The following is a 16,121-nucleotide window of genomic DNA, read 5'->3' on the forward strand; positions in this document are numbered from 1 at the left end:
GCTTAGTTAACAATATATTAGCAGCTAGGGCCGATGTTCTTACTCTTAGTACCTATCACTAGGTGTCGAGGTTGTTAACGCTTATAAAAAAACGACAACGTCTATTCGGAGTAAAATCAATCAAAGAAAGAGGAGAAAAGCGACTTGGCTATAAACAGAAAACTGTATAAAACTTAGACACTGATATTTATAAAGTTCAAAATTATTCGTTCAGCTATATATTAAAATCATTGTCAAAAAAGAAATTGAAATTTCACTTTAAACTAATAGAAAATATTATTTCACTGAACATATTTTAAGCAACACCCAATTACTTAAAAGATATAACCCTGAATTATAAAGCCCCTCTTCCTTAATACGTTTACATTATTAACTATAACTACTTAAGTTTTTATCACCCTGACCTGAGAGCCTTTATTTCTTTTAGTTTTCAGCCGAAATAAAACCATAAGAATATGATTTTTAACGACATTTTATTTATTGTAATTTTCAACAATGCTTTATGTTTTCTTCTTTTATAACTATTAGATAATGTTTTAAAGTTAAACTTTTTCAGTTTTTTAAACTGCAAAAAAGCTATGAAAAAGTGATTATTAATCATTTTTCGCTTATAAACTTATCGTTCATATATAAAAGAACCCAAACCTATCTCAGCCAGAGTCATTTGGCAAATAAAATTGTTAACTTGGTTAAAAAGTATCACTTCATAACAAAAAAACTACTAAGCAAATGCTCAATATACTTTAAATAGATAGGCAACTTATGCTAACTCTTGGCTTCCTTATCAAGACATGTTGAAAACTTACTTTGACCAAATAGAGTGACTTTTGTTAAAAAAACGACACCGGCATGTCATGAGTTTGAAATAGGTTCACAAACGCTTATCACTTCCTAAAGAAACCATCGGCCATTTAAAAAGACTAATGCGACATCTTGAGTAAGATAAGCGAGTCTAGATACGTTTAAAAATAGCAAGTGCACCATTTCATCTCATAAGCAGTGCTTTCAACTACAATTTAATCCAGTTTTGGTCATTTTCGCTTAAAAAATCAATCTACCTAGATAATTCAAGCATAGCCTGTGCCAAAAGCTGAAAAAGCGAACTTATTAGACACTGATAAAAACAGTACATCAGTGTCTGTCAAGATTCGCTCTCTCATGTGCTTTATCAAAGACAGTGCTTTAGTGAATTCCTAATCAACTTTAAATATTTCTACCGAGCGATTAAGTGAGTCAACACTATGGGAAAGATCCCCAGCCACTTGAGCATTGCTCTCAGAATTATCAAAAGTATTTTTAGCTAAGTCATTAATCTGTATAACGGTGCTGCTTATTTCCTCTGCTACTTGCGTTTGTTGATCCGCTGCCGTGGCTATTTGGGCATTCATGTCATAAATAACAGCGACTGAATCACGGATAGCTGTTAAAGCATCATTTGCATCGGACGACTTAGACAGTGTCTGTTGTGCATTCTCACAACTTGCCTGCATAAGACTCACTGAGTTGTTTACTGCCCCTTGAAGTCTCGCGATAAGCTCTTGTATTTGGCTAGTGCTCTCTTGTGTCCTGCTTGCTAAGCTTCTTACTTCATCCGCAACGACTGCAAACCCTCGCCCTTGCTCACCCGCTCGCGCCGCTTCAATCGCCGCATTAAGTGCTAATAGGTTAGTTTGCTCTGCAATATCCCCTATTACATTCAAGATATTTCCTATCCCAGCAGCTTCATTTTCGAGTTTTTTAACGACTCTTTCTGATTCTTCTATTCCTTCAACTAAGGTCGCTATGCTTTCATTTACTTCGGTAACTGTTTGAATACCTTGATTAGAATGCTTATGAGCTGAGTTAGTGGCATCAGAAGCTTCTAATGCACTTTTAGCAACCGCTTTAACAGTGTTTGTCATTTCATACATGGCACTGGATGTCGTTTCTAATTGCTGCATTTGAGTTTCTGAGCTTTGCATCACATTAGAAGCTGAATTGAGAATTTTCTTCGAAGCTGTGTCTAGTATCTGACTTGTGGAATTGATATTAGAAACCGTATTTCTAAGGTTATGAGCCATAGTAAGTACAGCGGCATAAATGCCAGTCTCATTGCCATTACTAGCATTGAGATAGGTTAAATCCCCATTTGCAATTCTATTGACTATGCTTTCGATTTCTTTTGGTTCGCCGCCGATAGGCTTATACATAAGACGAATAATCAGGGTATAAGCAACACCTAAGGAGATTAGGATTAGGATGATCGAAATAATAATATTGGTAACTAGGTTATCATTTGATGCTGCGTTGATATTCTCCCACTCATCCCATGCCCAGGTCGTCCAACCCAGCATAGCCATGTGAGATGTCACCACAAAATAGTCTTTGTCTTCAATGGAATAGGTATGTTGATTACTTTGTGAGTTGCTAAAGGATGCATAGTCAGGAATGACTGTTTTAAGATTTTTTCCTAGTAAGTCAGTATTTTTTGCGGCAAATATATAACCATAGGTATTGGTCACAAAGATCTGATTGTTATCCGTTAATCCTGCGATAAAATTAGTGAGGTTATCAATAGACAAGTTAGCGCTAACCACACCTACGACAGCGCCATTACGTACAATCGGCACGGCAGCTGCCATAACCGCATTACCTTCAGTACTCACATAAGGTTTAGTGAGAATCTTTTTATCGCCTGCAAAAGCCCTTAAAAACCACTCTCGCTGTTTTTCTTTAGCATTAAAGTTCTTCACTAACCCATTACTTGATGTGGAATAAGTTAACCCGTCAGGTGTTGCCACATAGGCATTAATCACATCAAGGTTGTTTGAAATTGATTTAAGCGTCTTAACTGCTTTCTCAATATCAAACGATGACTTACCGTCACCTAAATCAAGTTCATCAGAAATTACTTTTAAAACATCATAGGTACGATTCATGCGCTGCTCAATGGCGCTAGTAACCAAGAAAGATTCTGTTTCTAATTTTTTGTTATAGCCCTCTGTAGAAGCTTGCTTGAAGCTAAAAAAACTGGTGAGTGTGATAAAGCTAATCACAGCTACAAATAAGCTGCCTATGCCATAAAGAATTTTCGATTTTGCTGCCACATTAATTTCCTTTAGGTAAAACGACATGAATCATTAATAAATGAAACCAAATCACACTTTACAGAAAAACTATAGATGATTTGTATATGAATTGTTTGCTTCTGTTGCTTTTTGAAAGGCAGCTCAGTTTCATTTGAAACAGAGAGGCTTTCATTTAAAAAAGGAAAAGATGATGTTTTAAGTCAAATGCCCATCTCAAACTAAATAGAAATTCATTTGAAAGTTACTCGATAATTAAGAATAAAAAGCTACTTAATCTAGATATTTTTTGAGGATAAGTTCAATTTTTCCATTTGATTTAAGCTTTTCGAGTTCCTGATCAACCCACCCAGCTAACTCTGTAGAAAGCGCTTCATTTGCTGGTGAGAAAGCCATATAGACCCCTTCTCTAGCAAGACAGCCTTTCGATACTAATCCGAATTCTTCTGCCTTTTTTCCAAAGACGAATTTGTCTTCCAAAATGGTATTTATTCGTTTCGTCTGTAACATCAGCAGCTCTCTCTCAAGTAGCTTATCGCCCGTTATATTGATGATATTACTTGGGTGTTTGACCATATACTGGTCGAATTTATCACCATATGAGTAGCCATTAATGACTGAAATAACACGCTTAGTAAGGGATTCAAACCCTGTGAATGTCCAGCTATCACTTGGTTTGGTATAGAAGCACATTTGTGAAAATAAGATAGGGTGAGAGTGAAAGATAAAGTCTGGCGCATCGCCAATATAGGCACCAAGTAACCCTTGAGACTTGCCTGCCCTGACATTATTAACGGCTCTAGACCAGTTTATTAGCTGGAAATTAAACTCTGTCTGGCTATTTGCAAAGATCATCTCCCCCACTTCGACTAGGATGCCAGGCTTATCTTTATCTGGTAAACAGGTATATGGGCACCATTCGTCTGCTAGGAGTGTCACCTCTTGCACAGTATCTGAGTGCACCATAGCTGAATGCACACTAAGCAAGAATACAAATGGATAGAGAGACTTATGCGGGCTCATGGATGTGGACTTCTAGTATCACCATTTTTTGATGCTTAATTATAGTAAAGCATTCATAAATTAAGGAGGTAATCATTAACTAGAAGAAAGGTGAAAAGAGAGCGGTAAAGGAAATAGGAAAAGAAGCTGGAAAAAGATCGCTGTTTTAGCCCTGTTTTAAATACGCCCTAAATAAAGAGCTAAGGCTTATAACTTAAGTCGGGGCAATCGCCATAATGCGGGGTTAGATAAAAAAGAACTCGACGATACGCTGGCAAAAGATTATTCACGGCTTATTACCTTTGCTTTCGTATCGTCTCTTATTTACATTCAGATTTTATCGGAGTCTTAAATCTCTTAGTTCTCTAGAAAACTGGGCTCGCTTTTGGGTTGAACCCATAAGGGTTAGCATCATCGCTATCAAGTACGAGAAAGATAAATAAGGCAATCGCGCCACAAACAGGCACCAGCCCAATAAGTAACCACCAAGCTGAGTGATTGGTGTCATGTAGTCGTCTTACTAAAATACTCAGACTTGGTATAAATATGAACAAAGAAAATAAGATTGATAGGCCCATGAAGCCAATTGCCGCTTCAATCACTATAAGAGAGAGGTGAAACAGCAAGGCGATTAAGGTAAACATCCAATACTCTTTTCGTCTTGCTCGTCCTGAGAAGTCCGCATACTTTTTTAAAGCTAAGGTAAAATATTCCATCTATTGCATCCTTTGTGAGCCAAACAACAAACGCCTCCCCTAATCTAAGGGCTTTAGAAGCATGTTATAGGCTAAATATTACATCCATGTTTATGCTAATTTTTCAGCTTTCAAAATTAACGAAGCAGTAATATAAAGGAGTTTTAAGCTTTATGATAGAACTAGCCTTATCCTACTTTAAGTGGAGGTAAAGGGGTGCTGAATTAACACAAGATCCCACCTTTTGGGTTATAACCGTATTCATTATCCTGATGACTATCTTGTACTAAGAAATATAAAAGTATCAGATGCCCCAAAACAGGGATGAAAATCAATAACAACCACCAGCCAGTTCGACTTGTATCATGTAGGCGCCTTACTAAGACACTGAGACTTGGCACTATCATGGCGAGAGTATAAAGCGCCGTAAAACCACCTGCAGTTGAAACTGCATCTAAAGCGATGACAATGAGATAAAAAACAAAGTAGTAGAGATTAAAGTACCAGTACTCTCTACGTCTGGCACGACCAGTGAAGTCAGCATAATTAGTTAACGCATTAATAAAATATTCCATATGGCCACCCTTATTTCGATACCGTTTTGAAATAATTTTCTAATCATTAACTATATTTTAGCAGCTGAAATTTAACTGCATGTTTAATGTGGTTACTTTTGTCTAAAGCGTGTTACTCAATGTCCTTTTTTGTAATAAATGCAGCGTATTAAGGCTAAAAGCTATCTCACTTTGCTTTATCTCTTTTGCTGTAAACGGCCATTTTTCACTAGACTGAGATCAAGTGCTAATCGATTCTTGGTCCAGCCATGCACCTTATCATGGGCTTCTACATAAAGTATTTCGCCAGCACTCAACTTAGCAACAGGAATATGAATCGCATTTAGAGATCGAGTAAAAGGCTGTTCATTAACGTGAGGGTGATAAAGCACTCTATCCCCTAGAACCTTGCCTTGGCTATCGACCAATCGCCAGTTATCTGCGTAATGATCCCAACCTGTGTCATCATGTTTTAATGTCACACTTAAGGACCAAGTATTATTACCTTGATGTTTAAGGTCAGCGGCCAAAATGTTGACATCATTCGCATAAAGGGAGGAAGCAAGGCTTAAACTCAGCAAGCCGAACATGAGCTTTTTGACACTAAGCTTATTTTGATTAAATGCTAAATCGTTAGAACCTTTTACTCTTAGATAGCGTTTCATGCTTGCTCCTTGCTTAGTTTTGATAAGATGACATGCTTTTTGACAAGTCAGAATTACTGGGGAAAACTTTCAAACTCTTTCACAGATTCTAACCCAGCTTGCCATTTGGCTTTACTACGACAAAAGATATGGCCATTTGGTTCCATTGCCAATTGCGTATCAAGTGAGCCTGCTGGTACAACTAGTAACGAATCATCAAATTGCAGGTTTGGCAGACCTGAACCACAGTCTTGGCAGAAGCTACGGACATGCCTTGTGTCTTTTAGCCTAAAGGTTTTTACCTTATCTTGCCCTTGCAACCAAGTTAACTTAGCGGTGGAGCTAAACAGATTCGCGCCATGAGCACTACCAGTATCTTTCTTACAGTGATCACAATGACATAAAAAGAAGTTTTCAAACGCCCCTTCCACCTGAAAATTCACTTGCTGACATAAGCAGCTTCCTTGATATATCTCGCTTGCCATTGTTATTTCCTTATTTTTAAAACTCATTAATTACGCTCATTTAAATAAAAAGAAATGATAAACAGAACGCTTTCATTATATTTTTGTTAATACTGCGAAGGGGTAATGCCGTACCATTTACGAAAGGCGCGATTGAAGTGACTCTGATCGTAAAACCCAACATTGGCTGCTACTTGAGCCAGATTTTGATTCGGCAACCGCAATAATAGACAGGCTCTTTCCAAACGTAATTGAATAAGCCAATTATGAGGTGTGAGCCCCATGCTACTTTCAAAACGACGTAGGAATTGATACCGGCTAAGATCACATAAGGCGGCTAGCTTTTCTAAGCTAATCTTATTTGCAAGATTTGCTTCGGCATACTCTCTTACCAACATAAGCTGAGTGATAGAGAGCCCACCTTCAACCGCCTGCGGGGTGACGACCTTTAATGATTGAAATAAAGGATCGAACAATTTAAGCCAAGCTTCTTGTACGGGTAAAGCGTTTAAACCTTGGGGGTTTTGAACCCCTTGATAAAGCTGAATCAAGCGATTAGCCAAAGCAGTATCTTCTAACATGGCACCAGCAAAAAAAGGGGCTATATCATCTCCAACTAAGCCAAGCTCTTTACCACTAATTTCGTTCATGTATTCGGTTAATAATGAAGCGGAAATACGAAAAGTACACATGCTATATTCATTATCATCATAACCTGAGCCATCGTGAATTTCCCCGGGAGGCATGATAGAAATACGGCCAGGCCCTAATAAAACACTCTTTCCTTGAAAACGCTGCTTTTGCACACCTTGAGTGACCATCCCTATGTGGTAATCAAGGTGATAATGGGGCTTGAATTCAAACTCTGAAAAGGTGCCATCACTTAGTACTAGATCAGGGGTGTCAGCAACACGGTGATATTGTATTTGATCTCTCATCTTGCCCTCCCCTTGCCCTTTTCATTTTGTGGCTGAGTTGTTGTGGTTTAGAATTTATCTTATGGTTTGTCGTAAATCGTTTATGTTATGACAATACCAGAAACTTGTCTTTAATGAGCATTAAAACTCAGCTGTCGACTGGCTTCGATAAATGCATCCACTTCTTCTTGAGCCGTGGCAAAAGCCGTAACTAATCTCACTATCCCTTTACCCCATCTGTCATGGTAGAAACGAAAACCTTGTTCTTGTAGGCCTTGAATAACCACCTCTGGCATGCGGCAAAATATGATATTCGCTTGGGTTTGATCCATCAATTCCACCCCCTGAATGTCACTTAAACCATGAGCTAATCGTGCTGCCATTGCATTGGCGTGTTTAGCATTATTTAGCCATAAATCATCTTTTAAATACGCATCCATTTGCGCTGACAAGAGACGCATTTTAGACGTTAGATGGCCGCCACGTTTACGACGAAATGCCAATTCTTTGCTCAAACTTGTATCAAAAACAATAATAGCTTCTGCTGCTAGCACCCCATTTTTAGTCGCGCCGAAAGAGAGAATATCCACACCGGCTTGCCATGTCATTTGAGCGGGTGTGCAATCTAACGCTACAAGGGCGTTTGCAAAACGCGCCCCATCCATATGGTATTTAAGTCCATGATCACGACATATCCCCCCTATTTCTTGCACTTCTGCTAGGGAGTATAAACTGCCACTTTCTGTTGCTTGGGTGATACTCACGCAAGATGGCTGTACACTATGCACATCGCCTATTTTGTTTTGCGCGGCAATACGTAACGCTGCGGCCGAAATTTTGGCATTATCACCCGCTACTTCAACCAACTTAGCGCCTGATGTATAAAACTCTGGTGCGCCACATTCATCATTATTGATATGGCTATCCTTATGGCATAAAACAGCGCCCCAAGGCGGTGTAAGTGTCGCTAAGCTTAAACCGTTAGCCGCTGACCCTGTTGGCACTAGAAATACGTTAAGGTCACACTCAAATATATCGCGCAGCCTAGCTTCCATACTTTGAGTATATTCATCGGCGCCATAAGGCTGTGCCGCACCAACACTGGCAGCAACCAAGGCTTCTAATACTTGTGTTGAAGCACCTGCAATATTGTCACTGGTAAAACCACCTTTTAATCCGGGTAGGTGTTCTAAATTTGGCTGATTTCTTGTTGTCATACTCAATACCTTAACTAAGTTATCAATACGTTTACTTATGATGTTTTAAGTATGCCTATAAGATTTTGTACATGATTGTAAAATATTGCAGTGATTGAGTTTTTTGCTCATCCATCCACTCACTCAGCATCAATCCGGCGTATCGTCGGTCAAGGGCTTTATTTTCGTTAAAACGCAGGTATTAACCGACATGGCTGAGGGTCATAGTGGTCATTCATTCGATCACTATGAGACTTATCATGAAAAAAATAATAAAAGCAGGCCTCTTCGTTCTCGCATCAAGCACTAGTTTTGCGAGCCTTTGCGTTAATGCTGCCGAAATACGTATTGCTGTCGATGGTTCTTACGCCCCTTTTGCTCAGGTAAATGACAAAGGAGAGCTTTATGGATTTGATGTAGATATCGCCAAGGCCTTATGCCATCAAATGAAAGCCAAGTGTAAAATCCAAGCTCAAACTTGGGACGGTATGATTCCGGGCCTAAAAGTGGGTAAGTTTGATGCTGTCATTTCTTCAATGTCGATTACCCCAGAGCGCTCTAAAGTGGTGGATTTCAGCGAGCGTTATTACTCAAATGTATTGTCGTTTATTGGCCCTAAAGATAAACATATCGAGGTAACGGATGAAGGCCTTAAAGGCTTAACAATCGGGGCTTACCGATCAACTGTGTCTAGCCAATACCTTGAAGATCATTATGCAGATAAGGTTAGTATCAAATTATACGACACCCAAGATCTGGCTTATTTAGACTTAAAAGCAGACCGCATTGATTTGCTCCTATCGGATAAATTCCCTGCTTATAACTGGTTAAGCCAATCCGCTTCTGACTCTGGCAAGCCTGTCGCAAATCAAGACTACGAGTTTAAAGGAGAGGATATCGATATTAATGACCAAATCGCTATCGCCTTGAAAAAAGGCTCTCCTCTTCGCCAAGACTTTAATCAGGCCATACAAGATATTCGTAACAATGGCACTTACCAGAACATCAACAGTAAGTATTTTCCATTCAGCATTTATTAATGCCTTAGCCAAACACTCATAGCGACAGCAAGTAAAAGCAAAAGCAGAAGAAAAAGAGAGACATTATGCAAAAATACCAAGCCGTTTCGACACTCAATGTGCCACTCGATTTTAACTCTTCCCATCTACGTGGCCCAGCTGACGCGCCGGATGTGATTCATAAAGCTGTGTATAACGGTTCTGCCAATACGACAGCAGAGATGAGCACTAACATTAATAAAGACTCTCGTTTACACCATGCGGGGGATGTTAGCTGGAGCCATGAATCAGAAGCCTTTGATGCAATCGAAGCAAAAAGTGCAGAGCTCATCGCCTCGAACCATAAGATTCTCACCTTAGGAGGAGATCATTCCATTAGTTACCCCTTGGTGAAATCGCTTGCGCAAAAGCATGAGAATTTAACCATATTGCACTTTGATGCCCATCCGGATTTATATGACGAGCTACAAGGAAATAGGCATTCACACGCCTGTCCTTTTGCTCGTATTATGGAGTCAGGTTCGGCGAATCGTTTAATTCAGGTAGGGATACGTACACTCAATGCGCATCAAGCTCAGCAAGCCGAAAAGTTTGGGGTTGAAGTACATGAAATGAAGCATTGGTATCCGGGTAAGGACCTTAACATTACTGGGCCTTTGTATGTTTCGATAGATTTAGATGCATTGGATCCAGCTTATGCGCCAGGTGTGTCACATCATGAACCAGGTGGGTTAAGTGTTCGAGAGGTTCTGAGTATTTTGCAATCTATTGAAGTGCCGATTGTTGGCGCAGATATCGTGGAATATAACCCTAAACGAGACATTAATGGCATGACAGCCATGGTGTGTGCCAAGTTCTACAAAGAGCTTGCTGGACTTATGCTAAGAGATTGCCAATAAGCTCTCTAACAATAGCGCGACAACAAAAGCGCTCTCTAACAATGGAGCGATAACAAAAGCGCTATATTGAGCGTTTGAAAAACTCTCGCAAAATAATGCTAGATTCGGTGCGCTCAACCCCATTGAGTTCGCCGATTCTTTCCACTAATTGATCATGCTTGTCTGGCGACGCTGTTTGCGCCTTTAACATCAAATCAAATTGTCCACTGACTGTTTCGCAAGACAAGACCTCTGGCATCAACTCTAATGCACGAATCACATTATTAAAATGTGACGCTTTTACACTCAGCGCCACACGGCTTTGTATGGCGTTCTTTGGTAATAAGTCTGCATTGAGTTTAACCGCATAACCTTGAATCAAACCAGCTTGTTCCATACGTTTTATACGTTCTTGCACTGTCGATCTTGCAAGGTGGACTTGGCGGGCAATATCAGCCGTAGATAGTCGTGCATTAAGCTGCAACAAGGCTAAAATTTGTTTGTCTTTTGCATCTGGCGTCATTCGGGTGAGCTTCTTAATATGAAGTGAATAAGAGTTGAAACTATATCAAAGTCATCGAAATAGATCTTTGCTTTCACTCGTTTTCAAGCATCTTAATGGGAAGCTCTTAACCCTGTGCCCTTAAATAGAAGCACAGGATTAAGGTGGAGGTTTTAATGCTATTAGTTTTTATAAGGCTTTTAGCTTGATATAAATTTCCATCTCCACAAAACCATCCACTCTGGCATCATTTAAGTAATGTTCCATAATAGGAAAATGATCAGGCTCATAACCACTTTGTGGCAACCAGTCGGAATAAAAACGTAAATGGGCCTGAACCGCATCAGCACCAGAGCCTTTGTAATAATGCACCGCGTATTTTCCAGCAGGAATACTTGCCATAAAATATGGTGCACTTACTGTCGTATTTTGCGCCGCTTCCGGCATAATAATCGCCGCTTCATAGCGACATTTATTTAAAGGTGTTAACACCGGATTATCATAACAAAATGCAAATCGTTGCTGTGCCTTCTCATCAACACCTCGTGTTTGTGCGAAGTCGATAAGCTGCCCCCAAGTTTGGTAAATGGCAGACTCCTCATAACCCCCTACACTCGATAATTTCCATACTTTTTGTTCTGATAAATTTTTTACTTTCACATCCATTTTATTACCCATTTTTAATTGGTTTTTACCTAGCTCAGCACCGTTTGGTGCAGAAGTCATATCACTTATTGTGATGTGAGTAGGATATAAATCTGATGGTGAAAATACTTTTCCATACTTGCTTTGGATTTTTCCTATCTTGCTCTCTTTTGCGTGTATTTTAGTTGGGTTTCTTAATTGAGAGGGGCTAAAACCAAAGTAAAGTTTTACTGCTTTGGCAAAATTAGCACTGGAGGAAAAACCACTTTCGTGTGCAATCTGTGTAATAGATAGGTCTTGATGGCAAACCAGCTTGTTAGCGGCCTTTTCCATTCGCCTGCGACCTATGTAGTCATTTAAGGTTTCCTCCATCACCCCTTTAAAGATGCGATGAAAATGAAACTCAGAAAAGTAACTTGCTTTAGCCACGTCACTCAAAGATAAATTGGTATTTAGGTTGGTCTCTATATATTGAAGCGCTTGCTGGATTCTAGCGAGATAGACTGAGTTCATAATTTACAACTGGGTGTCTTGACCCTAATAACGATAGGAATAGATAAGTGGATAGATTATCAGATTTATAATAAAGCGACTTTTCCATTCTTGCGCTTTACGCCAAGACGCTAATTAAACGGATCTAGGTGCAAACATAATAATCCCCATTCCAACCAGTGCCACACTTGCGCCTATCATATCCCAATGGGTTGGTTTAATGCCGTCCACCAGCCATAACCATAGGATAGCCACAAAAATATAAACACCACCATAAGCGGCATAAACACGGCCGGACGCCTCTGGATGTAAGGATAATAACCAAGCAAACAAAGCCAAACACAGGGCTGCAGGTATTAAGAGTAAAATGCTTTTATCTTGTTTAAGCCAAAGATAAGGTAAGTAACAGCCTAGGATTTCGGCCAAGGCGGTGACTAAAAAAAGACCAAGGGTTTTCAATTCAAACATATTAGATCACTACTCATTTTCGGCTCTGACAGTCACAGTTAATTCCCCATTGGGCTGTACGTAAACATTAAAACTAATGGGCCGACAGCAGACTTGGCAATCTTCAATGTATTCTTGATCTGTATCTTGTGGGTCAATAAGAACGTCAATTAACTCGCCACAATAAGGACAAGAGATGCTCTTTTCTTCGAGTTGATGCATGGTTATTTCGCTGTTTTATGTTAAATGAAGTCAAGCTTTGATCCACTCGCCTTTATCAGCACAGAGTACTAGATGCCTTACAGAAAGTGGCGTTAGATTATCTTTATCTTCGTCATTAAAACTATTTAAAAACCCATCAATGAATGCAGTGATACCAGAGAAAGCGAGAGTAATAGGATTAAAACCTTCGGGATTAAAATAAGTTACATCATTTTCAGCTGAGCTGAGATTAAATTTTTTAGAAAACTCAATTAGTAATTCACGTCCATCATCACCATCAATCCCCAAATCATCAACTAGAAAACTATCTAAAGTGATATTAGATATTTTCTCTCCTGTATGTTCTGAAATAAAAGCAATCACCTCAAACTGCTTAGACATAATCGCTACCATTTATTTACTATAGTTTGAATTCTATATCTTAAAAATTATCGCTAGCATAAAGCTAAATTTAGAAGATTTACACTATTTCACTACTAGGAAGGTCTTTTTAGCTGCTTGCGAATTATTTCGATTTCTTCTCGTACACAACAGCCGTATTCATGGTCATTGATAAACCCCATGGATTGTAAAAAGGCAAACATGGTGGTGGGGCCAACAAACTTCCAGCCTTTCTTTTTAAGGGCTTTTGAGAGTGCAATGGATTCTTCAGACGTGGTTTGGCTTTGAGGCTCAGCGGGTGCTTTTGCTTCATAACGCCAAAAAAAGGCCGCCAAAGAACCTTCTTCTTGCTGCATTTCAATGGCTTTTTGAGCGTTGTTAATAACCGCTTCTATTTTTCGACGATTGCGAATAATACCTTCATTTTGCAGTAATTTCTCTACATAAGCCTCTTGATAGAGGGCAACTTTATGAAAATCAAATTGATCAAAAGCGGCGCGAAAAGTCGCTCGTTTATTTAAGATGGTGCGCCAGCTCAAGCCAGACTGAAAACTCTCTAGACACACCTTCTCAAATAGTCTTTGATCATCAACAACAGGGAACCCCCATTCTTTGTCATGATAAGCAAGAAACTCAGGAGCAGTACCTGCCCAAGCACATCGTGCTTTACCATCTGGACCAATAAATGGGGCTGACATTCAATTTTCCTTTTGCTTTACACCTGCTTTTCAATTTTGGACAGGCATTAAAAAAGCTAGCCTATCATCTAACTGGTTTGGGGTAACTTCATAAATCTCAGCTTGTACAACTTTATGGATGACAAAAGGGTCTTGATTCACTTTCTCGACTAAAGCGTCGTAACTCAGGCTATGAGCCATAATACAGCCTCCTCCTTTGGTATTTTCGGCAGATGGTTTAATACTACCCACCATAATAAAAACGCCCTCTTCGACCCCTTGTTTTATCCAGTCCTTATGAGCTTGCATGTGATCTGGTGCTTGAGACTTATTTTCTGCAAACGTTAAATAAATATTAAACATATTACTCTCTCCTCATTTCCTTTGATGCGATCTAAAGTTCGCTTGCATAGTAGCTCATAATTTCTGCCTCGGTCATTGAGACTGTCTCTTGGGCAAAACAGTAGTAATCAGGCTTTTTATCAATATAGAACTGCATCGCCATGGCTAGATCTTGTAGATTTTCGAAGATACCGACTGGCATGTTATAAGCCTTTGCTTTTTTGAAATAAAAATAAAGGTGTGTACCGCATGCTTGGCAAAAGCCACGTTTCGCCCACTCTGAAGAATCGTACTCTTTAATATGTTCTTGCCCTTCAAACTGTACCTTTGTACCGCACTGTACAGCAAGAAATGGCCCGCCTCCCCAACCTCGACAAGATTGGCAATGGCACGCACTCACATCAGGCTTTACCTCTTTTGCTGTGATTTTGACTTGTCCGCATAAACAACTTGCATTTGGCATTGGTGATTTCCTTATTAATGGTAATTGTATTAGTGAGCACCCAATTAACGTGGAGAGAATTCCATTATCCAATTGGTTTCCCATGTTGCGCCTTCGTCGGTGGAGAAAGCTTGCTCCCATCTTGGGGTTTCAGTAGAGGATATCCATTTAAACCTCACCATAATATTTTGCCCGTGCAACACATCATCGGCATAAAACAAGCCGACACCTTGCTTGAAACTTCCTGAGACGGGCGTATCGAGTGCGTCAGGAAAACGTGCATCTAACCACCAAATTGACCATGTTTGTGTCATTTCATTAAAGGAACGCAGCGCTAAAGCACGATAACTTTCTTCTGGAAAGTTGAGTAAGTTATCCTCTAAATTACCAAAGCCGCCTAAGGTTTTGATGGTTGAAGAAGTACCGTCAAACTCATACCACTCCTGACAATTAGCTAAACGTTTTTTAAGCCGCTTATGCTTTACTTGCCAATGGCCTATCATAAAATCAAAATCCTCTGGGGCTTTGATATCTGTTTCCATTCCCGCATTATGATCTGGGGTTTCGCTTTCAAAGGGGTTTAACGTCTGCGCTAACATACTGGCTCCTTCTCTGACTGTTGCTTCACTTCATTTGATATTGCTGGTGCTAGCCTGACCTCTGATGACAGAACCTCAAGCAGAAAGGGTTTTACCTTTTGAGTAAAAACATAGGGATTGTCTTGGTATGCCTCATGACCTGCAGTGGCAATTGAAGCCATTTGCGATCCTTTGATAAGAGAGTTGAGCCTACTCATTTCTATCTCTGAAAATAGATGATCCTCTTCTCCTCTTACCAATAAGCAAGGGGCTTTTATTTGTTTAACGGCCTTATCTGGGTATTGGCTCCCTTTTCCTGATGTCCATAGCTTTACGGCTTGTTCCACTAGGTGATCGAAGTCCGGTTCTGGATTGACCCTGTCGTAATAAGCCGTAGAAACTGGAAATTTAGCTCGCCATTTTGGCCCTGTCATATTGGCTAAAAAAGGAAAACAAAAATCGCTTTTATGAATTTGTTGATGAGCCGCAATGGCAACAAGCGCCTTCACTTGAGAGGCTTTTTCTGAGGTTTTATGGGAGGCAATTCGATAAGCAGTGATACCGCCATCACTAAACCCCATAATGGCAAAGTGGGCGATATTTAAGTGATCAAGCAGGAACTCTACATCCTCTTGATAGATTTGATAGCTCAAAGCTTTAGTGCCAAGACTGGATTTTCCATAGCCTCTAAAATCTAACCCTATCAATTTATAATCATTGACCAAAGAGCCTAAAATGGCATTAAAGTCGGTTAAGTTACCCATGCCACCGTGAAGTAAGATAAGTGGAAAGCCTGCCGGATTTCCTGTCACCTCATAATAAATATTGGCATCTTCTCTTATTAAGTAGTTGCCTGAATTATGGGTAAATAGTGCCATCTCTATCTGCTCCTTGATTAAATGTTTTAACTCGAAGCAGGCAGTATAATGACACTCTACTGACACCATATGTCAGTAGTA

At 39.7% G+C, this 16,121-nt stretch carries 20 protein-coding genes; 2 read left to right on the top strand and 18 right to left on the bottom strand.

The genetic code is table 11. The annotated features are described in order from the left end of the window. Positions 1-1,193: 1,193 nt before the first annotated feature. The 8 genes from TW85_RS20925 to TW85_RS20960 all read right to left on the bottom strand — a co-directional run bounded on the left by TW85_RS20925 (position 1,194) and on the right by TW85_RS20960 (position 8,558). Positions 1,194-3,086 carry a methyl-accepting chemotaxis protein gene (locus tag TW85_RS20925; protein ID WP_046019101.1) on the bottom strand — a complete coding sequence of 631 codons (1,893 nt, stop codon included), beginning with the start codon at positions 3,084-3,086 and terminating at the stop codon, positions 1,194-1,196. A 252-nt stretch (positions 3,087-3,338) separates the two neighbouring features. Continuing rightward, entirely contained in the window at positions 3,339-4,088 is a 750-nt protein-coding gene (locus TW85_RS20930) for a transporter substrate-binding domain-containing protein (RefSeq protein WP_046019102.1), read from the bottom strand. Between the two features lie 344 nt (positions 4,089-4,432). Further along, positions 4,433-4,783, bottom strand: a complete 351-nt coding sequence (locus TW85_RS20935) for a DUF805 domain-containing protein (RefSeq protein WP_046019103.1) — start codon at positions 4,781-4,783, stop codon at positions 4,433-4,435. Positions 4,784-4,986: 203 nt separating this feature from the next. Then, complete coding sequence (locus tag TW85_RS20940; protein WP_046019104.1) at positions 4,987-5,337, bottom strand: DUF805 domain-containing protein; 351 nt, start codon at positions 5,335-5,337, stop codon at positions 4,987-4,989. Positions 5,338-5,513: 176 nt separating this feature from the next. Continuing rightward, positions 5,514-5,981 (bottom strand): hypothetical protein, encoded by a 468-nt coding sequence (locus TW85_RS20945; RefSeq protein WP_238326273.1) that lies wholly within the window; start codon positions 5,979-5,981, stop codon positions 5,514-5,516. Between the two features lie 53 nt (positions 5,982-6,034). Continuing rightward, positions 6,035-6,445, bottom strand: coding sequence for a GFA family protein (locus tag TW85_RS20950; protein WP_046019105.1), 411 nt, complete (start codon positions 6,443-6,445; stop codon positions 6,035-6,037). 86 nt (positions 6,446-6,531) lie between these two features. Beyond that, the gene (locus tag TW85_RS20955) at positions 6,532-7,362 is read right to left on the bottom strand and encodes an AraC family transcriptional regulator (protein WP_046019106.1); all 831 of its coding nucleotides are present in this window, start codon (positions 7,360-7,362) and stop codon (positions 6,532-6,534) included. A 110-nt stretch (positions 7,363-7,472) separates the two neighbouring features. After that, positions 7,473-8,558, bottom strand: a complete 1,086-nt coding sequence (locus TW85_RS20960; RefSeq protein WP_046019107.1) for a low specificity L-threonine aldolase — start codon at positions 8,556-8,558, stop codon at positions 7,473-7,475. 239 nt (positions 8,559-8,797) lie between these two features. On the opposite strand from TW85_RS20960, the gene TW85_RS20965 reads away from it, so the two are divergent. Then, positions 8,798-9,577, top strand: coding sequence for a transporter substrate-binding domain-containing protein (locus tag TW85_RS20965; RefSeq protein ID WP_046019108.1), 780 nt, complete (start codon positions 8,798-8,800; stop codon positions 9,575-9,577). 65 nt (positions 9,578-9,642) lie between these two features. Then, a complete protein-coding gene (gene speB / locus TW85_RS20970) occupies positions 9,643-10,455 on the top strand; it encodes an agmatinase (protein WP_046019109.1) in 813 nt (270 codons plus the stop codon). Positions 10,456-10,516: 61 nt separating this feature from the next. On the opposite strand, the gene TW85_RS20975 is transcribed toward speB, so the two are convergent. The 10 genes from TW85_RS20975 to TW85_RS21015 all read right to left on the bottom strand — a co-directional run bounded on the left by TW85_RS20975 (position 10,517) and on the right by TW85_RS21015 (position 16,040). Further along, positions 10,517-10,957 (bottom strand): Lrp/AsnC family transcriptional regulator, encoded by a 441-nt coding sequence (locus TW85_RS20975; protein ID WP_046019110.1) that lies wholly within the window; start codon positions 10,955-10,957, stop codon positions 10,517-10,519. Positions 10,958-11,125: 168 nt separating this feature from the next. Next, entirely contained in the window at positions 11,126-12,094 is a 969-nt protein-coding gene (locus tag TW85_RS20980; RefSeq protein WP_046019111.1) for a GyrI-like domain-containing protein, read from the bottom strand. Between the two features lie 114 nt (positions 12,095-12,208). Beyond that, the gene (locus TW85_RS20985) at positions 12,209-12,541 is read right to left on the bottom strand and encodes a YnfA family protein (protein WP_046019112.1); all 333 of its coding nucleotides are present in this window, start codon (positions 12,539-12,541) and stop codon (positions 12,209-12,211) included. Between the two features lie 9 nt (positions 12,542-12,550). After that, positions 12,551-12,742: a CPXCG motif-containing cysteine-rich protein gene (locus TW85_RS26045; protein WP_084616456.1), complete on the bottom strand. Its 192-nt coding sequence runs from the start codon at positions 12,740-12,742 to the stop codon at positions 12,551-12,553. A 30-nt stretch (positions 12,743-12,772) separates the two neighbouring features. Beyond that, positions 12,773-13,123 carry a DUF1493 family protein gene (locus TW85_RS20990; protein WP_046019113.1) on the bottom strand — a complete coding sequence of 117 codons (351 nt, stop codon included), beginning with the start codon at positions 13,121-13,123 and terminating at the stop codon, positions 12,773-12,775. 95 nt (positions 13,124-13,218) lie between these two features. Further along, on the bottom strand, positions 13,219-13,821 hold the full coding sequence (locus tag TW85_RS20995; protein ID WP_046019114.1) for a DNA-3-methyladenine glycosylase I: 603 nt from the start codon (positions 13,819-13,821) through the stop codon (positions 13,219-13,221). Positions 13,822-13,851: 30 nt separating this feature from the next. Continuing rightward, a complete protein-coding gene (locus tag TW85_RS21000) occupies positions 13,852-14,163 on the bottom strand; it encodes a YciI family protein (protein WP_046019115.1) in 312 nt (103 codons plus the stop codon). A gap of 31 nt (positions 14,164-14,194) precedes the next feature. Then, complete coding sequence (locus tag TW85_RS21005; RefSeq protein ID WP_046019116.1) at positions 14,195-14,605, bottom strand: GFA family protein; 411 nt, start codon at positions 14,603-14,605, stop codon at positions 14,195-14,197. Positions 14,606-14,649: 44 nt separating this feature from the next. Further along, positions 14,650-15,183 (bottom strand): DUF1579 domain-containing protein, encoded by a 534-nt coding sequence (locus tag TW85_RS21010; RefSeq protein ID WP_084616458.1) that lies wholly within the window; start codon positions 15,181-15,183, stop codon positions 14,650-14,652. Further along, the gene (locus TW85_RS21015; protein ID WP_052702342.1) at positions 15,177-16,040 is read right to left on the bottom strand and encodes an alpha/beta hydrolase; all 864 of its coding nucleotides are present in this window, start codon (positions 16,038-16,040) and stop codon (positions 15,177-15,179) included. The genes TW85_RS21010 and TW85_RS21015 overlap by 7 nt, the downstream gene beginning before the upstream one ends. Between the last annotated feature and the right edge of the window lie 81 nt (positions 16,041-16,121).

The sequence above is a fragment of the Marinomonas sp. S3726 genome (genome assembly GCF_000967665.1).
In the GTDB taxonomy this organism is placed as follows: Bacteria; Pseudomonadota; Gammaproteobacteria; order Pseudomonadales; family Marinomonadaceae; genus Marinomonas.